The organism is Verrucosispora sp. CNZ293, assembly GCF_002754655.1.
Genome location: NZ_PEFR01000001.1, coordinates 5491893 through 5513396 on the forward strand (window position 1 = coordinate 5491893; position 21504 = coordinate 5513396).

19 protein-coding genes are annotated in these 21504 nt (G+C 72.8%); 13 read left to right on the forward strand and 6 right to left on the reverse strand.

All coding sequences use genetic code 11. The annotated features are described in order from the left end of the window. Position 1 precedes the first annotated feature (1 nt). From CLT74_RS25060 to CLT74_RS25080, 5 genes are all read left to right on the forward strand, one after another. On the forward strand, positions 2-745 hold the full coding sequence (locus CLT74_RS25060; protein ID WP_099849466.1) for an ABC transporter ATP-binding protein: 744 nt from the start codon (positions 2-4) through the stop codon (positions 743-745). Continuing rightward, complete coding sequence (locus CLT74_RS25065; protein ID WP_486582567.1) at positions 742-1545, forward strand: branched-chain amino acid ABC transporter ATP-binding protein; 804 nt, start codon at positions 742-744, stop codon at positions 1543-1545. The genes CLT74_RS25060 and CLT74_RS25065 overlap by 4 nt, the downstream gene beginning before the upstream one ends. Further along, positions 1545-2435, forward strand: coding sequence for a branched-chain amino acid ABC transporter permease (locus tag CLT74_RS25070; RefSeq protein ID WP_099849468.1), 891 nt, complete (start codon positions 1545-1547; stop codon positions 2433-2435). The genes CLT74_RS25065 and CLT74_RS25070 overlap by 1 nt, the downstream gene beginning before the upstream one ends. Next, on the forward strand, positions 2432-3562 hold the full coding sequence (locus CLT74_RS25075) for a branched-chain amino acid ABC transporter permease (protein WP_099849470.1): 1131 nt from the start codon (positions 2432-2434) through the stop codon (positions 3560-3562). Before CLT74_RS25070 ends, CLT74_RS25075 begins: the two co-directional genes overlap by 4 nt. A gap of 181 nt (positions 3563-3743) precedes the next feature. Continuing rightward, positions 3744-4490 (forward strand): SDR family oxidoreductase, encoded by a 747-nt coding sequence (locus CLT74_RS25080; RefSeq protein WP_099849472.1) that lies wholly within the window; start codon positions 3744-3746, stop codon positions 4488-4490. Between the two features lie 88 nt (positions 4491-4578). Here the strand turns inward: CLT74_RS25080 and CLT74_RS25085 are convergent, their stop codons facing one another. Continuing rightward, positions 4579-5376, reverse strand: coding sequence for a hypothetical protein (locus CLT74_RS25085; RefSeq protein WP_099849475.1), 798 nt, complete (start codon positions 5374-5376; stop codon positions 4579-4581). A gap of 92 nt (positions 5377-5468) precedes the next feature. Here CLT74_RS25085 and CLT74_RS25090 point away from each other — a divergent pair, with 92 nt between their 5' ends. Both CLT74_RS25090 and CLT74_RS25095 read left to right on the forward strand, forming a co-directional pair. Next, on the forward strand, positions 5469-7643 hold the full coding sequence (locus tag CLT74_RS25090; RefSeq protein WP_099849478.1) for a DEAD/DEAH box helicase: 2175 nt from the start codon (positions 5469-5471) through the stop codon (positions 7641-7643). Between the two features lie 126 nt (positions 7644-7769). After that, positions 7770-8789, forward strand: a complete 1020-nt coding sequence (locus tag CLT74_RS25095; protein WP_486582568.1) for a hypothetical protein — start codon at positions 7770-7772, stop codon at positions 8787-8789. A gap of 6 nt (positions 8790-8795) precedes the next feature. Here CLT74_RS25095 and CLT74_RS25100 read toward each other — a convergent pair whose 3' ends face one another. The 3 genes from CLT74_RS25100 to CLT74_RS25110 form a co-directional block, all read right to left on the reverse strand. After that, positions 8796-9248, reverse strand: coding sequence for a helix-turn-helix domain-containing protein (locus tag CLT74_RS25100; RefSeq protein ID WP_099849480.1), 453 nt, complete (start codon positions 9246-9248; stop codon positions 8796-8798). A gap of 119 nt (positions 9249-9367) precedes the next feature. Beyond that, positions 9368-10543, reverse strand: a complete 1176-nt coding sequence (locus CLT74_RS25105; protein ID WP_099849483.1) for a class I SAM-dependent methyltransferase — start codon at positions 10541-10543, stop codon at positions 9368-9370. 228 nt (positions 10544-10771) lie between these two features. Continuing rightward, positions 10772-12463, reverse strand: a complete 1692-nt coding sequence (locus CLT74_RS25110) for a DEAD/DEAH box helicase (RefSeq protein ID WP_099849486.1) — start codon at positions 12461-12463, stop codon at positions 10772-10774. Between the two features lie 333 nt (positions 12464-12796). Here CLT74_RS25110 and CLT74_RS25115 point away from each other — a divergent pair, with 333 nt between their 5' ends. Continuing rightward, the gene (locus tag CLT74_RS25115; RefSeq protein WP_099849488.1) at positions 12797-13450 is read left to right on the forward strand and encodes a ferritin-like fold-containing protein; all 654 of its coding nucleotides are present in this window, start codon (positions 12797-12799) and stop codon (positions 13448-13450) included. Between the two features lie 38 nt (positions 13451-13488). On the opposite strand, the gene CLT74_RS25120 is transcribed toward CLT74_RS25115, so the two are convergent. Together CLT74_RS25120 and CLT74_RS25125 are read right to left on the reverse strand one after the other, a co-directional pair. Then, positions 13489-13716 (reverse strand): DUF3107 domain-containing protein, encoded by a 228-nt coding sequence (locus tag CLT74_RS25120; RefSeq protein WP_099849490.1) that lies wholly within the window; start codon positions 13714-13716, stop codon positions 13489-13491. A gap of 63 nt (positions 13717-13779) precedes the next feature. Continuing rightward, positions 13780-14418: a TetR/AcrR family transcriptional regulator gene (locus CLT74_RS25125; RefSeq protein ID WP_099849492.1), complete on the reverse strand. Its 639-nt coding sequence runs from the start codon at positions 14416-14418 to the stop codon at positions 13780-13782. A 146-nt stretch (positions 14419-14564) separates the two neighbouring features. Between CLT74_RS25125 and CLT74_RS25130 the strand changes: the two genes are divergently transcribed. The 5 genes from CLT74_RS25130 (at position 14565) to moeZ (ending at position 21495) form a co-directional block, all read left to right on the forward strand. Continuing rightward, positions 14565-17342, forward strand: coding sequence for a hypothetical protein (locus CLT74_RS25130; protein WP_099849494.1), 2778 nt, complete (start codon positions 14565-14567; stop codon positions 17340-17342). Positions 17343-17365: 23 nt separating this feature from the next. Next, positions 17366-18340, forward strand: coding sequence for an alpha/beta hydrolase (locus tag CLT74_RS25135; protein WP_099849497.1), 975 nt, complete (start codon positions 17366-17368; stop codon positions 18338-18340). A gap of 160 nt (positions 18341-18500) precedes the next feature. Then, positions 18501-19298, forward strand: a complete 798-nt coding sequence (locus CLT74_RS25140; protein ID WP_486582569.1) for a DUF3152 domain-containing protein — start codon at positions 18501-18503, stop codon at positions 19296-19298. 158 nt (positions 19299-19456) lie between these two features. Continuing rightward, complete coding sequence (locus CLT74_RS25145; RefSeq protein WP_486582570.1) at positions 19457-20173, forward strand: DUF3152 domain-containing protein; 717 nt, start codon at positions 19457-19459, stop codon at positions 20171-20173. A 140-nt stretch (positions 20174-20313) separates the two neighbouring features. Next, positions 20314-21495 carry an adenylyltransferase/sulfurtransferase MoeZ gene (moeZ, locus tag CLT74_RS25150; protein WP_099852883.1) on the forward strand — a complete coding sequence of 394 codons (1182 nt, stop codon included), beginning with the start codon at positions 20314-20316 and terminating at the stop codon, positions 21493-21495. Positions 21496-21504: the final 9 nt, after the last annotated feature.

Genomic DNA, 21504 nt, shown 5'->3' on the forward strand with positions numbered 1-21504 from the left:
GATGCTCGCCACCCGCGGTCTGACCTGGCGGATCGGTGAGGTCTCCATCGTCGACTCCGTCTACCTGGACCTGGCACCCGGGGAGTTCCTCGGCGTGATCGGCCCCAACGGTGCCGGCAAGACCTCACTGTTCAACCTGATCACCGGCCTGCGCCGGGCCACCGAAGGTCGGGTCACCCTGGACGGGCAGGACATCTCCGACCTGCCGCCGTACCGGCGGGCCCGGCTGGGCCTGGGCCGTACCTTCCAGGCGTCCTCGGTCTTCGGCTCGCTGAGCGTGCGGGAGAACGTCCGGCTCGCCGTGCAGGCACACCGCGGGGGTTCGCTGAAGTTGTGGCGGCGGGCGGCGGCCGACCGGGAGGTCGCCGCCGCCGCCGACGCGGCGCTCGACCGGGTCGGCCTGGCCCACCGGGGTACGGCGCTGGCCGGCACCCTCGCCCACGGCGAGAAGCGGAAGCTGGAGATCGCCCTGCTGCTCGCCGGCGAGCCACGGGTGATGCTGCTCGACGAGCCGATGGCCGGGGTCAGCGCCGAGGACGTGCCGGAGCTGGTCCAGGTGATCCGCTCGTTGACCGGCGACAGCGGCCGGGCGGTGCTGATGGTCGAGCACCACATGGACGTGATCCTCGAACTGGCCGACCGGATCGCCGTGATGCACCACGGCGCGCTGCTGGCCTGCGACACACCGGAGACGGTGATGGCCAACCCGACAGTACAAGAGGCCTATCTCGGGGAGTCGCTGTGAGCGAACCGGTATTGACCGTGGAGGATCTGTCGGTCCGGATCGCCGGGCTGCACATCCTTCAGGGAGTGTCGTTCACTGTGGCGCCGACCGGGGTCACCGTGCTGCTCGGCCGCAACGGGGTCGGCAAGACCACCACGCTGCGCGCCGTCGTGGGGCTGACCCCGCGTAACGGCGAGGTGCGCGGCACGGTCCGGATGGGTGCGCAGAGCCTGCTGTCCCAGCGGACCCACCGGCTGGTCCGCGGTGGGCTCGGCTACGTCCCGGAGGACCGCTGCGTCTTCGCCGGCCTCACCGTCGCGGAGAACCTGCGGCTCGCCGAGCGGCGCGGCACCACTCCGGCGTACGACCGGGTGTTCGCGCTCTTTCCCGAGCTGGACCGGCGGTCCCGGCAGCGGGCCGGCTCGCTCTCCGGTGGGCAGCAGCAGATGCTCGCCATCGGTCGGGTGCTGCTCAACGACAACCGACTGCTGCTTGTCGACGAGCCGACCAAGGGGTTGGCACCGAAGGTGGTGACCGAGGTGGCCGAGGTGCTGGAACGGGTCGCGGAGTCGGTGCCGGTGCTGCTTGTCGAGCAGAACCTGGCGGTGGTCCGGCGGCTCGCCCGCGACGCGGTGGTGCTCGCCGCCGGCCGGGTCGCCTGGACCGGTGACGCCCAGGAGTTGCTGTTGGAGACCGCGCTGACCCGGTCCCTGCTCGGCGTCGGCTCGGCGGAGGGCCACCAGCCCGCCGGGCCGGTCGCCGACCACAAGACCGCCGGCCAGCCGGCCGCCGCCGCGTCGGCCCCGGAGGACGGTAGCTGATGGACGCGATCATTCTGTTGACGCTCACCGGTCTCGGGCTGGCAGCCCTCTACTTCCTGGTCGCCTCCGGACTGTCGCTGGTCTTCGGCCTGGCCGACGTGCTCAACTTCGCCCACGGGCTCTTCCTCGGCGTCGGCGCGTACGCCACCTGGTGGGCTGCGGGCAACCTGCCCGGCGCCGGCCCCGACGGCCTCGGCTTCGTGGTCGCGGTCGCCTTCGGGGTGGCCGCCGGCACGCTGATGGCGGTCCTGGTCGAGCTGGTGCTGATCCGGCCGCTCTACTCGCGCACCATCGAGCAGGTCCTTGTCACCGTCGGTCTGTCGCTCGCCGGCGTGGCGCTGTTGCAGGCCACCTGGGGTGCGGACGCCCGACCGTTCCCGCGCCCGGCGTGGACCCGCGAGGTGACCTCGATATTCGGCGCGCAGGTGCCCAACGGAGGGCTGCTGCTGATCGTCGCCGCGACGCTGGTACTCGGTGCGATTCTCGCCTTCCTCCGCTGGACCCGCTACGGCCTGATCATCCGGGCCGGGGTGGAGAACCGGGAGATGGTGACCGCGCTGGGCATCGACGTGCGCAAGGCGTTCACCCTGGTCTTCGCCATCGGCGGGGCGGCGGCGGCGTTGGCCGGGGCGCTGGGCAGCGTCTACTTCGGCACGGTCTCGCCGCAGCAGGGCGGCTCGCTGCTGATCTTCGCGTTCATCGTGGTGGTCATCGGCGGCATGGGCTCGGTGGTCGGGTCCGCGTACGCGGCGGTCGCGGTCGGGCTGCTGCAACAGTTCGTCAACTACTACGGCACCTCCGGGCTGGGTGACATCTGCGTGGTGGCACTGCTGGCCGTGGTGCTGCTGCTGCGCCCGCAGGGCATCGCCGGAAAGGCGGTTACGGCATGACCGAGGTCAAGAGTCCCGAGGTTCCGGCACCGCCGGCTGCGGTGCCCGACGAGTTGACCGAGGAACCGGGCCGCTGGGGCCGGGTCTGCCCGTTCCTGCCGCTCGTCGCGCTGGCGGTGGCGGTGATCCTGCCGTACTCGACGTTGCATCTGCCGGGCATCTTCGAGGGTGCGCTGAACTCGCCGGGCACTCTGCAACTGCTCGCCGTGTGTCTGGTCTTCGGTGGTCTGGCGGCCGGTTACGACCTGCTGTTCGGGCGCACCGGGATGCTCTCCTTCGGCCACGCCCTCTACTTCGCCGCAGGTGTCTACGGCACCGACATCCTGATCACCCGGGCCGGGCTGCCGTTGTGGCAGGCCGCGCCGCTGGCAATCGTCGGTGGCACGATTCTCGCCGGCCTGCTCGGCGCGGTGGCGCTGCGTACCGTCGGCATTGCCTTCGCCATGGTGACGCTGGCGTTCGCGCAGGTCGGGGCGATCCTGGTGGCTCGGGACTTCGGCGGCCTCACCGGTGGTGAGGAGGGACTGCCGCTGGACGTCGCCGGGCTGCCGGACGGGCTGGTCGGGGTCGCCAACACGGTCAACCTGTACTGGCTGGCGCTGGCGTACCTCGTGGTGGTGGTGTTCGTGGTGCACCGGGTCAGCGGCTCACCTACCGGTCGGGTGCTGGCCGGACTGCGCGACGACGAGCGTCGCATCGGCGTGCTCGGGCTGGATCCGTACCGGTTCAAGCTCGTCGCCTTCACCCTGGCCGGCGGTCTCGCGTCGGCCGGCGGAGTGGTCTACTGCCTGATCGTCGGCGGTGCCTCGCCGCACATCACCAGCAGCGAGCTGACCCTGTCCCTGCTGGTGATGGTGGTCCTCGGCGGGCCGGGTACCCGGTGGGGCCCGGTGCTCGGCGGCATCCTCTACATGTACCTCGATCATCGACTGGTGTCGTTCGGCACCTCCGACGCGGTGAACGCGTTGCCGGCGTTCCTCAGCCGGCCACTGTCCCAGCCGCTGTTCGTGCTCGGCACCGTCTTCATCCTGGCCGTCTACTTCTTCCCCGGCGGCCTGGCCAGCCTCGCCCCTCGGCTGGCGCTGCTCCGCGACTCCCTGCGTCCCGGCTCCCGGCGTCAGGGCTGATCGTGAGGCCGGCGGGACGGCACAACGGCGTGCCGTCCCGCCGCGCTAGCCTCATGATCGGTGGTCGGACCGGCGCTTCGGTCCGGCCAGCCGGGCATCCGGCTGGTCACCGTCGCGCTACGGCCCGGCCGTGACGGGTCGGACGGGCGCGTGCGGGACAGGCGGTAATGGGGAGGACAGCATGAGTGAGCGGTTGGCCGTGGTCAGCGGCGGCGGTACGGGCATCGGGGCGGCCGTGGCGCGGGCGCTCATCGAGGACGGGTGCTCGGTGCTCGTCGTGGGCCGGCGCGAGGAGGTGCTCACGGCGGCGGCCGAGCGGATCGGAGCCGAATCCGGCCGTCCCGAAGCGATCCGGGCCGTGACGGCGGACCTCACCGACCCCGACCAGGTGGTGAAGGTGGTCGAGGCGGTCGGTGGGCGGCCGGTCGACGTGGTCGTCAACAACGCCGGCGGCTACCACAGCGCGGACAGTGACACGTTGGCCGGGATCGCCGCGAACTGGCGGGCGACCCTGGACACCAACGTGCTCACCGCGGTGCTGCTCACCGAGGCGTTGCGGCCGGCACTGCGGCGGCCCGGCGGACGGGTGATCCTGATCAGCTCGATCGCCGCGCAGCGCGGTGGCGGCGACGCGTACTCGGCGGCGAAGGCGGCGCTGCACGGCTGGGCGTACAGCCTGGCGGCCCAGCTCGGACCGGACCAGATCACGGTGAACGTGGTAAGCCCGGGCTACGTCGCGGAGACCGAGTTCTTCGTCGGCCGGATGACCCCGGAGGGCCACGCGCAGCGGGTGGCGGCGACCCTTGTCGGACGGGCCGGGGTGCCGGACGACGTCGCCGAGTCGGTGCGGTACCTGGCCAGCCCCGCCGCCGGCTACGTAACCGGCCAGGTGCTCGGGGTGAACGGCGGGTCGGTGCTCGGTCGCTGACCGGGCCGTGGTGCCGCGTCGATCAGGAGGTTCGTGTCACCGACCGGGGTCGGACGGGCCGCGAACCACCTGGTCGAGACGCGGACGGTCAGCCGTTGAGCAGGTCGTACGCGGCGGAGGGAGCCTGCTGGGCCTGCGCGTCGGTGAACGCGACAACCTCGGGAGCGGCGCCGAAATCGAAGTACTCGACCACGTACTCGGACGCCTTCTTCTTGCCGGCGGCCGGGATCTCCAGCGTCAGCGAGGACAGGTTGCCGTCCGCGCCGACCACCGCGCTGAGCGGTAGCTGCCCGGCAGCGTCACCGAGCGCGGCCACGCCCTCCAGAGCGTCAGCCAGCTCGGGCGCGGCGGACAGGTCCACCACTCCGGTGTACGTCCCGGGCTCGCCGGCCTGGACGTCGGTGGCCGCGCGGATGATCGCGTCGGCGTTGCCCGGATCAGTGCCCTCGTAGGTGGGCAGCGAGTCCGGGCCCTCGATCTTCGCCGGGTCCAGCGCCATCCACTTGGTGGGCAGCTTCATCAGCTTCTGGATGTCCTTGGCGCCCTTGAAGTTCACCTTCATCCAGGTGCGTGACTCGACCATCCGGAAGGACATCTCCAGGGTGAAGTCCTTGTCCTTGGTGACGGTGTCGATGTCCATGCCCCGGTTCGTCGGATCGACCACACCCGAGACGTCACCCGAGGCGTCGCTCGTGGTGAAGCGGAAGGCCGGGTCCTGTTCACCCGGCACGGCCGCCAGCAACTCCTGCTTCGGGTCCGGTGGCGGTGGAGCCGCCTCCGGGGTGGCCTCGTCGTCGCAGCCGGCCACCATTGTCGCGGCCAGCAGGGCGGCGGCCACGGCCGCGAGACGCCGGGTCGTGGCGGTGGTGCCGGTTCGCTGAGTCATCTCGTCTCTTTCTCCGGGATCGAACGGGAATGGTAGAACACACTCCCGGCCGCGGTCCGGCTCTGCCGTCGCGGCGCTGGTAGAAACGTCGGATGAGCCAGGAACGGACGGCGGTACGGCAGCGGGCCGAGGCGGTGCTGCGGCGGCTGGCCGGCGCGCAGGCCCGGCTCCGCGAGGACCAGTGGCGGGCGATCGAGGCGCTGGTGGTGGACCGGCGACGGGTGCTCTGCGTGCAGCGCACCGGGTGGGGCAAGTCGGCTGTGTACTTCGTGGCGACAGCGCTGTTGCGCGACCGCGACGGCCGGGGTGCCGGGGCCGGACCCACCGGCCCGACCGTGATCGTCTCGCCGCTGCTGGCGTTGATGCGGAACCAGGTCGACGCGGCGGCCCGGGCCGGGATCCGGGCCCGCACCATCAACTCGGCGAACCTGGACGAGTGGGAGGAGATCACCGCCGAGATCCACGCGGGCGCTGTGGACGTGTTGCTGATCAGTCCGGAGCGGCTCAACAACCCGGACTTCCGGGACGGCGTGCTGCCGAGGCTCGCCGCCACCACCGGTCTGCTGGTGGTCGACGAGGCGCACTGCGTGTCGGACTGGGGGCACGACTTCCGGCCGGACTACCGCCGGCTGCGTACCTTCCTCGGCAACCTGCCCGACCGCACCCCGGTGCTCGCGACGACAGCCACCGCCAACGCCCGGGTGACCCGGGACGTTGCCGAGCAGTTGGGCACCGAACCGGCAGCCGCGACCGGGCCGCGCCCGGACGTCCTGGTGCTGCGCGGCAGCCTGGACCGGGAGTCGCTACGGCTGGGTGTGCTCGACCTGCCGAGCCCGGCGCACCGGCTCGGTTGGCTCGCCGACCACCTGGACCGGCTCCCCGGCTCCGGCATCGTCTACACGTTGACCGTGGCCTCGGCGACCGAGACCGCCGAGTTCCTCCGCTCGCGCGGCTGGGCGGTGGCCGCGTACACCGGGCAGGCCGAGGACGCCGACCGCCGCGCCGCCGAGCAGGACCTGCTGGACAACAAGATCAAAGCCCTGGTCGCCACGAGTGCGCTCGGCATGGGGTTCGACAAACCGGATCTCGGCTTCGTCGTGCACCTCGGCGCGCCGCCGTCCCCTATCGCGTACTACCAGCAGGTGGGGCGGGCCGGGCGGGCCGTCGAGCACGCCGAGGTGCTGTTGCTGCCCGGTGCCGAGGACGCGGCCATCTGGCGGTACTTCGCCTCGTTGGCCTTCCCGCCGGAGGAACAGGTCCGCGCGGTGCTGGCGGCCCTGCACACCGACCGGCCGCTGTCGACGCAGGCGCTGGAACCCGTGGTGGACCTGCGCCGGGCTCGGCTGGAGCTGATGCTCAAGGTGCTCGACGTGGACGGCGCGGTCCGCCGGGTACGCGGCGGCTGGCTCGCCACCGGCGAACCCTGGACCTACGACGAGGCCCGGCTGCGCCGCGTCGCCGCCGCCCGCACCACCGAACAACAAGCCATGATCGAGTACGCCGCGACGACCGGCTGCCGGATGCGCTACCTGCGCGAATGCCTCGACGATGCGGAAGCTGTCAACTGCGGCCGGTGCGACAGGTGCGCCGAGCCGCTGTTCCCGCCCGAGGTGTCACCTGCCGCGCTCACCGCCGCGCAGACCTTCCTCGGCCGACCCGGGGTCCAGATCGCGCCGAAGAAGCTCTGGCCGACCGGGCTGGAGTCGGTGGGCGTACCGCTGAAGGGGCGCATCGCCCCGGCGGAGCAGGCGCTGCCGGGCCGGGCTGTCGGCCGGCTGTCGGACCTCGGCTGGGGTGGTCGGCTGCGGGGCCTGGTCGGGCCGGGCGCGTCGGACGGTCCGGTGCCCGACGACGTGGCCGCAGCGGTCGTCGAGGTGCTCAAGGCGTGGGCACACGGTGACGACCCCTGGCCGGATCGCCCGGCCGGCGTGGTCTCGGTCAGCTCCCGGAACCGCCCGGCGCTCGTCGGTTCGCTGGCCGAGCGGATCGCCGCGGTCGGTCGGCTGCCGCTGCTGGGCCAGGTGGTCTCCGCCGGTTCGGTGGCCGCGGACGGTCCGCGCGGCAACAGCGCCCAGCGGGTACGCGCCCTGCACGGCACCCTCACCGTCCCCGGCGACCTCGCCGCCGCCGTCGCCGACCTGGATGGTCCGGTGCTGCTGGTGGACGACCTCGTCGACTCCGGCTGGACCATGACGATGGCGGCCCGGGAACTCCGCCGCGCCGGTGCACGAGCCGTCCTCCCGTTGGCCCTCGCCCTCGCGGCGTAGTACCCGGGCCGGGACGCTCCTGCTTCGGTGACAGTCCCCTCAGCCGTGCCCGGTACCCGGGGCGTGCCGGGGACGGGTGGGTGCGGGGTCGGCGGGTGGCCGAACTGACGGCGGTACGGTGGGCGCATGGCTGACCAGGCACCCGACGCGCCCACGCTCGGGTCGGTGCGTACCGCCGAGCGGCAGGCGGCGGGCCCCGGCGTGGCTCCGGCCGGCCAGGGCCCCGGTGTGGCCTCGGCTACACCGGATCGGGCCACGCTGCGGCTGGCCCTGGTGGTCGGCGGGCTCGTCCTGGCGGTGCTGCTCGGATTCGGGCTCGGGCGGATCAACGGCGGCGGTGGCGCCTCGGCGGCGGGCGGGACGGACAGCGCGCTTGCCGACCACACCCATGCCCCGGGTCTCGGCGCGCACTCGCACGGTGCCGACCAGGACGCGGCGGCCGAGGCCGGTGGCCTGGCGGTCAGCCGCGACGGTTACACGCTGACCCCGCTGGCCGCCGAGTTCACCGCCGGGCAGGCCGGTGAGCTGCGGTTCCAGATCCGGGACCGGCAGCGTCGGGCGGTCACCCGGTTCGCGGTCGTGCACGACAAGCCGATGCACGTGATCGTGGTGCGTCGGGACCTGTCCGGATACCAGCACCTGCACCCGACAATGGCCGAGGACGGCACCTGGTCGGTGCCGCTGACGCTGCCGTCGCCGGGCGTCTGGCGGGCGTACGCCGATTTCACAGCCCTCGCCGACGACGGCAGGCAGACGGCGACGACGCTCGGGGTGGACCTGGTCGCGCCCGGCGACTACACGCCCCGTGACCTGCCCACCGCGTCGACCACGAGCACTGTCGACGGACTCACCGTCGATTACCAGGGTGCTCCCCAGCCCGGGCTCACCGTGCCGGTCAGCTTCCGGATCGCCGGAGCGGACGGCGGGGCCCCGGCGCTGGAGCGTTACCTCGGTGCGTACGGACACCTCGTCGCGCTGCGCGAAGGCGACCTCGGCTACCTGCACGTGCACCCGGAGCCGGAGCTGATCGACGGGACGATCCGGTTCTGGCTCACCACCCCGGGACCCGGGCGGTACCGCCTCTATCTGGACTTCGCGACCGGGGGAGCGGTACGCACGGCAGAGTTCACGGTCTCCGTGCCGTAGGCGCTGTCAGCCTGCCGTCCGGCGCATCGGGGTGGTGGTGGGGTCGGCGGGTCGGCGGATCGGCCGTCGGGCCAGGTAGCGCAGCAGGTCGCGGATGTGGTGCTTCTCCTCGGCCGGCACCGCCGGGTCCGCCAACCGTTGCAGGATCACCCGCACGTCGGCCTCCACCGGGCCCTCGTCGCCGCGTCGCCACGACCCGGGGCCGGCGTCGGGCAGGCCGAGCGCGCGGAAGGCCGCCGCCACCGGCAGATCGAGTGCGGCGCAGAAACCGCGGACCTTTGCCAGTTCGGGGTAGTCCTGCCAGTCACCGGCCAGCCAGCGGAAGACCGTCGAGCGACCGACGCCGGTGTGGGCGGCCAGGTCGGTGACAGTCCAGCCGCGCTCCTCGCGGGCGTCGTCGATGGCACGGCGCACGAAACGCGCGAAGGCCATCTGCGGCGAAACCTCTGCCGAACCCATCCGGTGGGTCTTCCCTCCCGACCGGCACCCCACGGTGCGCCCTTCGAGAGTAGTACGCCGACGGCATCGAGCAATTGACTGATTGACCAGACGATGTCGGGTGGCGGGACGCGAATCCGTCACATCGTCGGCGGTGGCTGCGTGAGCAGAGTCTCCAGCCGGGGCGTGAGCTGCCACTCGGCGGTCAGGTCCCGGTACTCAGCGCGCTGGGCGGCGGTCGGGTCGGCGCCGGTGCGGCGGGCCCGGATGAGCAGGTTCCGCGGAGTGTGTGCGGAGTCGACGAACTCGACCACCTCGGCCCGGTAACCGTGCAGCCGCAGCAGCCCGGCCCGCAGCGCGTCGGTGAGGACGTCCGCGAAGCGCTCCCGCAGGATGCCCTGCCGGGTGAGCAGGTCGTACGGCGCCGGCGTCGGCCGGTTGCGCAGTTGCGCCGCTATGTCGTGGTGGCAGCAGGGCGCGGCGAGCACCCAGCGGGCGTGCCAGCCCACCGCCCGGGCCAGCGCCTCGTCGGTGGCGGTGTCGCAGGCGTGCAGCGCGAGCACCAGGTCCGGTGGTGGTCCGACGGCCGCGTCGGCGATCGTGCCGGCGACGAACCGCACCCGGTCGGCCCAGCCCAGCTGCTCGGCCAGTTCGGTGTTGCGGCGGCGCTGGTCGTCGCGTACGTCCACACCGACCAGTTCGACGTCGAGGCCGGACCGGGACAGGTAGCGGTACGCGGCGAAGGTCAGGTAGGCGTTGCCGCAGCCGAGGTCCACCACCCGTAGCGGGCGGTCCAACTGCCCGGCCAGATCGTCGGGCAGCGTGGCGGTCAGCGCCCGGAGGAAGGCGTCCACCTGCCGTCGCTTGGCCGCCGAGCCGCCGATCGCGGCGAAGAGCGGATCACCCGGGTCGAGCAGGTACTCCTTGGCCCGGTCGTGCCCGGACGCTGCCACCGGGCCGGTCGGCCGGGTCGCCGCGCCGCGGTGCACCTGTGCCTCGCCCGATTTGGTGACCCGCAGTTGCAGGGTGGCGTCCGCGGTCTCCACGTGCCAGTTGCCGAACGGCTCGGCCAGCAGCGCCTCCACTGCCGCGTCGGCCTCCGGGCCGGGGGGCAGGTTCCGGGTGTGTGGCCGGGCCCCGTCGGAGGTCGAGATCTGCAACCGTTGACCGGTCTTGAGGGCGACCGGCCGCAGCTCGGCCCGGACCATCGAGGGACGCTGGCCGCGCCGCCGTCCGGCCGCCACGGCTCGGGTGAGGGCCGGTCCGAGCAGCATCGAGCGGACCTCGGCCAGGGCGGAGTCCAGTGGTTCGGGCATCGCTCCATCTTCCAGGGACGGCCGGACGGCATCGTCATCCGGCGGTCAGCGGCCGGCCGCCGACCGCGCTGCCACCCGTCAGCTCTGCCTCAACCGACGCACCGGTTTCGGTTGGGAACCGGTGCGTGCAGTGAAGCAGAGCAAAGGGGCCGGACATGACGTACCGCCCGGGGGCGGCAGGTCGGTCCAGCGAACTGGCCCTTCGCCGCCGCCTCGGGCGGTACGACGTCAGTCGGTTGTCGCTTCGGCCGGCGTACCGCTGCCGGACGCGGCACCACGACGGCGACGGCGACGGCGCGGCCGGCCGGCCGCCTCACCGGCGGTGTCCTCGCTGCGGCCGGTGGCCGCCTCGACCGGGGTGCCGTCGACGGGGGTCGCGGCGGACTCGGTGCCCGCCACCGCCTCGCCGGCCCGGCGACGCCGGCGACGTCGAGGGGTACGGGTGCCGTCCTCGGCGGCGCTCCCGGCGGCCTCATCGGGCGTGGCGTCGGCGCCGTCCTGCCGGCGCCCACCGTCGCCGCGCCCACGGCCACCCTCGCTCCGGCCGCTCTCGCCACGACCCCGACGGCGGGTGCCGCGTGGCTCGCCCCGGCGGGGCCGGCCACCGCCCAGGTCTTCCTCGACCTCGGCGGCCAACCCGGCGCGGGTGCGCTCGGCGGTCGGCAGGGTGCCGGTGATCTCGGTGGAGATGTGCAGGTCGGTGTAGAGATGCGGAGAGGTGTGGTACGTCTCCGGCGGCTCGGGCATGTCCAGGCCGAGTGTCTTGTCGATGATCCGCCAGCGGGGCATGTCGTCCCAGTCGACGAAGGTCACCGCGACACCGCTCGCGCCGGCCCGGCCGGTGCGGCCGATCCGGTGGGTGTAGGTGTCCTGGTCCTCCGGGCAGTCATAGTTGATCACGTGGGTGACGCCGCTCACGTCGATGCCCCGAGCCGCCACGTCGGTGGCGACCAGAGTGTCGATCTTCCCAGCCCGGAAGGCCCGCAGGGCCCGCTCGCGGGCGCCCTGCCCGAGGTCGCCGTGCACCGCCGCGACCGCGAAGCCACGGAAGTCCAGGTCCTCGGCGACCCGGTCGGCGGCCCGCTTGGTCCGGGTGAAGATGATGGTCAGGCCACGACTCTCGGCCTGGAGGATCCGGGCCACGATCTCGATCTTGTTCATCGAGTGGGTGCGGTAGACGAGTTGCTCGGTCTGCGGCGAGGGACCGGTCTCGGCCGTGTGCCCCGCGTGGATCGTGATCGGGTGGCGCAGGAAGCGCCGGGAGAGCGTCACGATCGGGTCCGGCATGGTCGCGCTGAAGAGCATCGTCTGCCGGTCCTCCGGCAGCATCGCCAGGATCCGCTCGACGTCGTCGAGGAAGCCGAGGTCGAGCATCCGGTCGGCCTCGTCCAGCACCAGGGCGCGTACCCCGTGCAGGCGCAGGTGCTTCTGCTTGGCGAGGTCGAGCAGGCGGCCCGGCGTGCCGACGAGGATCTCCACGCCCTTGCGCAACGCCTCGATCTGCGGTTCGTACGCGACGCCGCCGTAGATCGGCAGCACGCGTACGCCCCGGGTCCGGCTGGCCGCGGCGATGTCCTTGGCAACCTGGATGCCCAGCTCGCGGGTGGGTACGACGACGAGGGCCTGCGGCAGTCCGTCGCCGCCCTCGTCCGGTGCGAAGACCCGCTCCAGCAGCGGTACGCCGAAGCCCAGCGTCTTGCCGGTGCCGGTCGGGGCCTGCCCGATCAGGTCGGCCCCGCGCAGCGCGATCGGTAGCGCGTACTCCTGGATGGCGAAGGCGCGGGTGATGCCGGCCGCAGCCAGCGCGTCGACGGTCTCGGCGCGGGCGCCGAGATCCGCGAAGGTCGGTGCCTCCGGTCGGACCGGGGCGGTCGGGACCAGTTCCTGGCCCTCGATCAGTTCTTGAATCGGCTCACTCATGTGGATTTGGGGGTGCCCTCTCGTGGGTGCGCCCCGTCATGTCCTCAGGGCGCGTTCGGTATGACGCGGGCCACACGGTCGGCGGCAGAAAGCCGAGCGGACCGGGCCGCACGCGCGCCGGTGGGTCGTTTCGACCGGATCGGAGTTGAGCTCCGCCCGGGATCGGCACCTACGGCAACTGCTCCATGCTACCTGAACGGGCCAAACAGCGTCTCGATTCCGAGGCGACGAGCGCCGACGCAAAGGTTTGCATGTGACCTGTCTCACATTTGACGGTTCCCGGGTGGGCCTCGCGGGCCGGTCGACGCTGCCGGCGGACGGTAGCCTGCGCTGGTGTCCGCCCCCACCCCACCCGGCCACGCCGTCACCGACCTGCTCGGCCTGGTGGCCCTGGGTGAACTGCTCGCTTTCGACCGGATGGCGGCCGACGCCCGGCTCGCGCCCGACCTGCGTCGCCGGGCCGCGCTGAGTGAGATGGCCGCCGCCGAGATCGCCAACTATCGGCGGGTGGCCGACCGGCTCACCGTGCTCGGGGTGCTGCCCGACGACGCGATGGCGGCGTACGTCACACCACTGCAGGCGTACCACGACTCGACCGAACCGCGGGACTGGGCGGAGGCGGTCACCAAGGCGTACGTCGGTGACGCGATCACCGACGACTTTCTCCGGGAGATCGCCGTCGCGCTGGGGGAGCCCGACCGCCAACTGGTCCTCGACGTGCTGCACGAGTCGCGGTACGCGGAGTTCGCCGCCACCGAGATCCGGCTCGCCATCGAGACCGATCCGAGAGTGGCGGGCCGGCTGTCGATGTGGGCCCGACGTCTGGTCGGCGAGGCGCTCTCACAGGCGGGCCGGGTCGCCGCCGCCGACCACGGTGCGCTCACCGCGCTGATCGCCGCGAGCGGTCAGGTGGACGTGGCCGAATTGTTCCGGCGGCTGACCGCCGCGCACACCGCGCGGATGGCCGCCGCCGGGCTCAACAACTGAGCGGGACCGCCGGTCGCGCCGCCGGCCCTCGCCCTGCGTCAGCGGACGGTGAAACCGACAGCCCGCGGGGACGCCTCGGCGATCTCGACGTAGGCGACCTTGCCGACCGGCACGATGATCCGCCGGCCCTTCTCGTCGGTCAGGGAGAGAGTGCCCTCGCCCCTGGCGACGGCGTCGGTCACGATCCGCTCGATCTCGGCCGGCGACTGTGCGCTCTCCAGGACCAGCTCGCGCGGCGCGTACTGCACGCCGATCTTGACCTCCACTGTGCCTCCTCCATCGGGCGGAATGGCCGCCCAGCGAAGGCTATCCGATCACGAGGTCGAAGTTCAGGCTGACTCACCTTGCAGGGGGAAGCTGGCGATGCCCCGCCAGGACAGCGCCGCGACCAGCGCCTCGGCCTCGGCCTTGGGCACCTGACGGCCACCGGCCAACCAGAACTGCGCGGCGGTCTCGGCCGCGCCCACCAGGCCCGAAGCGAGCAGTTCGGCGCGGGCCCGGCTGACCCCGGTGTCGGAGATGATCGTGTCGGTGATCGCCGCGATACAGCCCTGCTCGACCCGCTCCACGCGCTGCCGCACGGCCGGCTCGTTGCGCAGATCCGACTCGAAGACCAGCCGGAAGGCTTCGCTCTCGTGGTCGACGAAGTCGAAGTACGCCCGCACCGACGCGCTGACCCGCTCCTTGTTGTCGGTAGTGCTCGCCATGGCGTCGTGCACCTTGGCGACGATCGCGTCACAGTGCGTGTCGAGCAGCGCGAGATACAGCTCCATCTTGCCGGGGAAGTGCTGATACAGCACCGGCTTGGAGACCCCGGCCCGCTCGGCGATGTCGTCCATGGCCGCAGCATGGTAGCCCTGCGCGACGAACACCTCCTGAGCAGCGGCGAGTAGCTGCTTACGGCGCGCCGAACGGGGCAGGCGCGTGGGTCGGCCGGCGGTCTGGGCGCCGTTCCCCACAGCGGTCATGGGAACCTCCGAGGTTGTCGTACGGGCCGGCATTTCACCCGAACCGGTCGGGGCCTCGCAGCCCCTCGCGGAATTGGCCCGCCGCTGTAACTTATCGCCACTGTCGCCACACGGTAGCCTCAGCGGGGGCGACCAAGGAGCGCGCGGTGAGTGAAACAGGGCAACCCGGTGCCGCCACCCCGGGAGAGCACGGTGACGGGACGGGTCAGCGCGATGACCTGGCCCGTTCCGGCAACGGGTGGGCCCCGCCGCCGACCGACTGGTCGTGGGGTCCGGAGGTGGTGCCGGGTTCCGGCACAACCAGCCCCAGGTTCGAGTCTCCGTCCGGTTGGGCCACCGCCTCGTCACGCCACGCCGACCTGCCCGCTCCCGTCGGTGAGCAGGCGGAGCCCGAGCGGCCCGCCCGGGTCAACGGCAACCACGTCAACGGCCACCAGGTGAACGGCAGCCCCGTCGCGGACCAGTCGCCCGCCGGGCGGCACGCCCCGGTCAGTGCGCCGCCCGGCCTGCCCGGGCCGGGCCAGGACCCCGGCAAGGACCGGCTCGTCGTACCGGCGCCCCGCCCGGTCCCATCCGGTGAGCAGCCGATCACCTCCGGTCCCGGTCTACCGACCTCGTCACCCCCGGCCATGCAGGTGCCGCCGGTCGGCACCGCCGCCTCCGGCTTCGAGATGCCACCCGGTCTGCACGCGCCGACCGCGGAATGGTCCGGAGACGGCCCGGACGCGGACCGGCCCAGTTGGGCACAGCCCGGCCCGGCCAGTGACTGGGCACCGCCGTGGGCGCGCGACGAGAGTGATCCCGCCGATCGCCGGTCCGGCGAGGTGCCGGCCCGGAACTGGGCGAGTGAGCCCAGCCGCCCGTACGAACCGGTACGCGCCGAGCCGACCCGCCCGTACGAGCCGGTACGTGCCGAGCGGCCCCGCCCGTACGAACCGCGCAGGGACGGCGAGCCCACCCCGGAAGGGCAGTCACCCACCGCGTCCGAGCCGACCGACCAGCCGACGGCCGTCGATCCGACGAGCGCACCACCGGCCCAGCCGCGTCCCTCGTGGGCTCGCTCGGCCGACCTCCCGCCTACCGAGGAACGTCCGTCCTGGGCGTTGCCGCCGGTCAGCGGCGGTCCGACAGACGCCGCCCCGGTCCAGCCGCGTCCGTCATGGGCGCGTACGCCCGAGGTGCCGCCCGCCGAGGAGCGCCCGTCCTGGGCACGCGCCGCCGAGGTGCCGCCGACCGAGGAGCGTCCGTCGTGGGCGTTGCCGCCGGTCAGTGGCGCACCGGCGAGCGAGGGCCTGCCCTGGGGTACGCGACACGAGGAGCCTCCGCCGTGGGGGAACCGGTCCGGCGGCCAACCGACAGACGAGCGCCTGCCGTGGGCGCTGCGTCCGGCCAGTTCTCCACCGGCCGGCGCGCCGTCCGGTGCCGTCGACCCGACGAGCGCGCCACCGGCCAGCAGCCGGCCGGCCCCCCTCACCACAAGCGCTCCTCCTGACCCGCCGGGCCGGCCGGAGACACCCGAGCCCGGCCCGACGCCACAGGTCACCGAGGCCCGGTCGGCCGCCGACCCGCCCGGGTATCGACCGTTCCGGTTGCGGCCGGTTCCAGACGAGCCGACATCCGCGCCCGCCTCGGCTCCCGCCCCGCCGGCCCCGACCGCCCCGCCGGGTCCGACCGCCGGGGCGGCCCCGACCGACCAGGTCACAGGTGAGCCCGGCCGCCGTGACCGCACTCCCTCTGCGCCCGTCCCGACGGGTGCAGCCCCCTACGCGGCACGCCGCTCCGCGCCGGATCCGGTCCCGCCGACCGAGCCGGCCGGTGACCGTCCGCGGGACAGCACCACGGCGGTGTTGCCGCAGCGCGTCCCCGCCGAACCGGACGTGCCCGTCGTGCCGGAGCCGCCAGCTGTGGAGCCACCCGCCGAAACCCCGGAACTCGCCCGGATCGCCACCCATCTGCGCCGTGAGGACGAGCCGGCCCCGCTGCGGGACCGGCCGGAGGGCTTCGACGTCAACGCCATCCTCGCGGCTGTCCGAGGCGTCGAGGGCGTCCGCGACGCTGCCCTGCGGCGTACCCCCGCTGGGGCTCACAGCCTGCGCCTCGACCTTGCTGACGGGGCCGACCCGGCCGAGGTGAGCCGGCAGGTCGCCCGCCTGTTGCAGGAACGGATGGGGTTGGCGGCGGCACCGCGCGGCCTGCCCGGCGTCCCCGCCGGGCCGGTGCGTCGCCGCTCCCCGGAGGGTCGGAGCGAGGCGACGGAGACCCGTCCGGTGGCCGAGCCACGGCGTCCGTCCGCCCGCCCCGGCGGCACCCGGACGGAGACTTCCCCGAGCCGGCCGGAGACGGTGCCGGAGACCATCCGGCGACGCCGGCAGTCACCGACGCCGAACCGGGGTCGGGCGGTCGTGGACGAGTCGGGTGCGTCGGGCAGTCCGGTGACGTTGGGCGCCTCCTATTCCGGCGGGCAACTCACCACCACCGAGTCCGCGCCGTCGCGACCGCTGGACACCGGCGGCGTGCCGGGCCCCCGGGTGGTCCTCGACCACGTCCAGGTGAGCACGTTCGGGCTCGACGCCACCGTTGAGGTCCGGCTGGTCGCGGGCGACCAGAACGCGTCCGGGCACGCCACCGGGCCAGCGGTGGACGGGTTCGTGCTGCGACTGTGTGGCGTCGCGGCGGCGGCCGCCATCGACGAGCTGCTCTACGCCGCCGTCCCCACGGCGGAACGTGGACGATGCTTCGTGGAGCACGCGGCGGTGGTGCCCTTCGGCAACTGTGAGGTGGCCACCGTCGTGGTGCTGCTGGTCTGCGACGGGTGGGTCGAACAGTTGGCCGGTTCCGCCCTGGTGGCCGGCGATCCACGACAGGCGGTGGTGCGGGCGACCCTGGCCGCGGTCAACCGTCGACTGGAGGCGCTGCTGGCGTGAACCGTTCCAGGCAGACTGGAACGGTGAAGCCTGCCACCCTCTGGCCCGAACGGCTGTTGCCCGCCCACTCGGTCCCACCGCCCTGGCCGGGGCGCGAGGTACGACTCGACGGGGCTGTCACCTACGTCCGGCAAACGCCGGCCACCAGCCCGGACGCCGAGCCGGCGCTGTACGTGCACGGCCTGGGCGGCTCGTCGCAGAACTGGACCGACCTGGCGGGGCTGCTCGCCGACCGGCTGGACGGTCAGGCGATCGACCTGCCCGGCTTCGGTCGGAGCGAGCCGGGCCGGCGGTACACCGTGCCGGTCTTCGCGGAGCGGGTGATCCGCTGGATCGAGTACTCCGATCGTGGGCCGGTGCACCTGTTCGGCAACTCGCTCGGCGGCGCGATCTCGGTGCGGGTGGCCGCGCTCCGGCCGGATCTGGTCCGGACGCTGACCCTGGTCTCGCCGGCCCTGCCGTTCCTGGACTTCCGCCGGTCGTTGCAGGGGCGGATGCTGCCGCTGCTGGCGATCCCCCGCAGCGAACGGGTGGCCGCCTGGCGGCTGGCCCAACTGACGCCGGAGGTGATGGCCCAGCAGGTGATGGAGGCGTGCGTGGCCGATCTCAGCCGGATCTGCGACCAGCGACGACGCGAGGCGCTTGAGGAGATCCGGGTCCGCTACGAGGCGGAGCACTACGCGGCGGCTTATGTGCGTACCTTCCGGGGTCTGGTGTCCAGCTTCGTGCGGTCGTACCTGCCGGGGTCGGGGTCGCTGTGGCGGATGGCGGGTACGGTCCGTGCCCCGTCGCTTGTCATCGGGGGACGGCAGGACCGGCTGGTCGACGTGCGGGTGGCGCCGCAGACCGCCCGGGTGATCCCGGACAGCCGACTTTTGATGATCAATGGTGTCGGTCACGTGGCCCAACTGGAGGTGCCGCGTCTGGTGGCCCGGGCCGTGCTGGGGCTGCTCGCCGAGACGGGGGAACCCGCCCGCCGGGCGGACCTGGCAGGATGACCGGGTGCACAGCCCTGGTAACCGTCGTCGATCGGCGCGCTCCGCTGGCCGTCACGCCAGCCGACGGAGGGGCGCCGACCACGATCGGGCGGCGGACCGGACCGGGCCGGCCGGTGGCCGGGGGCGGCGACGGCGGTCCGGGCCGGGTGGGCTGATCCGGGTGGCGGTGCTGGTGGCCGCCGTTGGCGCTGCGGTGGCGATGGTGGCCGGTGGCGCCGGTATGGGCTCGGGGGCGGCCGAGGAGGTCGCCCGGGTGGCCTCAGCGCCGGCCGTGACGCCGCCGTCCCCGACACCAGTGGAGTCGCCGACGTCGTCGCCGGTGGCCGTGTCCCCGTCGCCCGAGGTGCCGGTCCTGCAGGAGCCGGGTTCGATTCCGTCGCGCGGCCCGGGTCGGTTCGGCTACGACGACGGAACCGGCCCGGTGCTGGGCACCGCGGGCGGTGTCCGGCGGTACCGGGTGGCTGTGGAGTCGGGCTCCGGCGTGGACGCGGGCGAGTTCGCCCTGGCGGTGCGGACGGCGCTGGCCGGTCCGGGCAGTTGGGTGGACAGCGGGCGGCTGCGGTTGCGGCAGGTCGACGGCACCGCTCGTCACGACTTCACCGTCTACCTGGCCACGGCCGGTACGGCGGGCCGGATGTGTGCTGCCGGGGGTGTGGACATCCGGGTCGGTGGCAGGCCGTACACCTCCTGCCGTGCGCCCGGAAAGGTGATCATCAACCTGGACCGGTGGCGGCTGTCGGTGCCGCACTTCGTCGAGGCGGACGTGCCGCTGTCGCTCTACCGGACGTACGTGATCAATCATGAGGTCGGCCACGAGTTGGGTAACCGGCACGAGCGATGCCCGGGGCGTGGCGAGCCGGCGCCCGTGATGATGCAGCAGACCCTCTTCCTCAAGGGGTGCGTCGCCAATCCGTGGCCGTACCTGGACGGCCGGCGGTACGCGGGTCCGCCACTCTGAGCGACAGCCGGCCGACAAAAATGCGGTGATGTGCCGGAATAGAGTGCGACCATGGCGTCATGCCCTCTTCACCCCTTTGGCGCGGTTTTGATCGCCCGGAAGATCCACCTGGGCCCGGAGTTCGTCACCCCCGACCTGTAGTACCGCACCGGACGGCCGTGACCCTGGGCATGGTGCTGGTGCTGGCCGCCACCGCAGCGGTGCTGCTGGGGCGGGCCGGTCAGCGGGTGGCCGAGCCGGAGCAGGGCTTCGGCGACCGGATCGCGTACGGGGCGGGCGGCGACGAGCGGGCCGGGCCGGCCCGGTACCCGTGGGTGGGCGCCGGCAGCTTCACGGTGGCCGGTGACGAGTCGCCCGTGCAGGGCGAGGCCGGTCCGGTGGCCCGCTACCGGGTCGCCGTGGAAGAGGGCGCCGGCCAGGATCCGGCCGCCTTCGCCGCCGAAGTGGACGTGGTGCTGGCCGATCCGCGCAGCTGGATCGGCACGGGCCAACTGCGCGTGCAGCGGGTCGCCGAGGCGGAACCGGCGGACTTCACCGTCTACCTGGCCACCCCGCGTACCTCGGAGGCGATGTGTGCCGAGGGAGGACTGAGCACGGAGGGCTACACCTCGTGCCGGCTGCCCGGGCAGGTGATCATCAACCTGGCCCGCTGGCTGGAGGCGGTGCCGGACTACGGCGCACCGCTGGAGGTCTACCGGGCGTACGTGATCAACCATGAGGTCGGGCACGAGTTCGGGGAGGGGCACGAGGCGTGTCCGGTGCCGGGGGCCCCGGCACCGGTCATGCAGCAGCAGACGTACGGCCTGGACGGCTGCCTGCCGAACGCCTGGCCGATTCTCGACGGGCGTCGGCACGCCGGTGAGCTGATCGGCTGATCGCGGCGGCCAGCGTTACCGGCCCGTCGGGTATTCCCGCTCCCGCATAACGGGCGACGTGTCGCTGCTCATGGTCGATGGGCACGTCGGCGAGCGACAATGGCCCGGTTGTCCACCACATCGATCCCGGGGAGTCCACCGTGTCGCTGCCCCCGCTCGTCGAACCCGCCGCCGAGCTGACCGTTGACGAGATCCGCCGCTACTCGCGCCACCTGATCATCCCCGACGTCGGGGTCACCGGGCAGAAGCGGCTGAAGAACGCCCGGGTGCTGTGTGTCGGCGCCGGTGGTCTCGGCTCTCCCGCCCTGATGTACCTGGCCGCGGCGGGGGTCGGCACCCTGGGGATCATCGACTTCGACACCGTCGACGAGTCCAACCTCCAGCGCCAGATCATCCACGGCGTCTCCGACATCGGCCGGTCCAAGGCCGAGTCGGCCGCGGCGAGCATCCGCGAGATCAACCCGCTGGTGAACGTCGAGATCCACAACACCGCGCTGGACCGGGACAACGTCCGCGAGATCTTCGCCGAGTACGACCTGATCGTCGACGGCACCGACAACTTCGCCACCCGGTACATGGTCAACGACGCGGCGGTGCTGCTCGGCAAGCCGTACGTCTGGGGGTCGATCTACCGGTTCGACGGCCAGGCTTCGGTGTTCTGGGCCGAGCACGGCCCCTGCTACCGCTGCCTCTACCCGGAGCCCCCGCCGCCGGGCATGGTCCCCTCCTGCGCCGAGGGCGGCGTCCTCGGTGTGCTCTGCGCCTCGATCGGCTCGATCCAGGTCAACGAGGCGATCAAGCTGCTCGCCGGCATCGGCGAGCCGCTTGTCGGCCGGTTGATGGTCTACGACGCCTTGGAGATGAGCTACCGCAAGATCAAGGTCCGCAAGGACCCGAACTGCGTGCTCTGCGGCGAGAACCCGACCCTCACCGATCTGATGGAGGACTACGAGGACTTCTGCGGTGCGGTGTCGGTGGAAGCCCAGGAGGCGGTGGTCGACGCGACGATCACCGCGTCCGAGCTGAAGGAGTGGCAGGACGCCGGCAAGGACATCTTCCTCGTCGACGTCCGGGAGCCGGCCGAGTACGAGATCGTCCGGATCCCCGGGGCCACCCTGATCCCCAAGGGGGAGATCCTCTCCGGTGACGCGCTGTCCAAGCTCCCGCAGGACCGGCAGATCGTGCTGCACTGCAAGTCCGGTGTCCGCTCCGCGGAGGCGCTTGCCGCGTTGAAGGCGGCCGGTTTCCGCGACGCGGTGCACGTGCAGGGCGGCGTGCTCTCCTGGATCAAGCAGATCGATCCCTCGCTGCCCGCGTACTGATCCGCGGCC

Bases quoted from the DNA above. Each gene is read 5' to 3' on its own strand.
- CLT74_RS25060 (WP_099849466.1), top strand. From the start codon at position 2: ATGCTCGCCACCCGCGGTCTGACCTGGCGGATCGGTGAGGTCTCCATC.
- CLT74_RS25070 (WP_099849468.1), top strand. From the start codon at position 1,545: ATGGACGCGATCATTCTGTTGACGCTCACCGGTCTCGGGCTGGCAGCC.
- CLT74_RS25075 (WP_099849470.1), top strand. From the start codon at position 2,432: ATGACCGAGGTCAAGAGTCCCGAGGTTCCGGCACCGCCGGCTGCGGTG.
- CLT74_RS25080 (WP_099849472.1), top strand. From the start codon at position 3,744: ATGAGTGAGCGGTTGGCCGTGGTCAGCGGCGGCGGTACGGGCATCGGG.
- CLT74_RS25085 (WP_099849475.1), bottom strand. From the start codon at position 5,376: ATGACTCAGCGAACCGGCACCACCGCCACGACCCGGCGTCTCGCGGCC.
- CLT74_RS25090 (WP_099849478.1), top strand. From the start codon at position 5,469: ATGAGCCAGGAACGGACGGCGGTACGGCAGCGGGCCGAGGCGGTGCTG.
- CLT74_RS25095 (WP_486582568.1), top strand. From the start codon at position 7,770: ATGGCTGACCAGGCACCCGACGCGCCCACGCTCGGGTCGGTGCGTACC.
- CLT74_RS25100 (WP_099849480.1), bottom strand. From the start codon at position 9,248: ATGGGTTCGGCAGAGGTTTCGCCGCAGATGGCCTTCGCGCGTTTCGTG.
- CLT74_RS25105 (WP_099849483.1), bottom strand. From the start codon at position 10,543: ATGCCCGAACCACTGGACTCCGCCCTGGCCGAGGTCCGCTCGATGCTG.
- CLT74_RS25110 (WP_099849486.1), bottom strand. From the start codon at position 12,463: ATGAGTGAGCCGATTCAAGAACTGATCGAGGGCCAGGAACTGGTCCCG.
- CLT74_RS25125 (WP_099849492.1), bottom strand. From the start codon at position 14,418: ATGACCGCTGTGGGGAACGGCGCCCAGACCGCCGGCCGACCCACGCGC.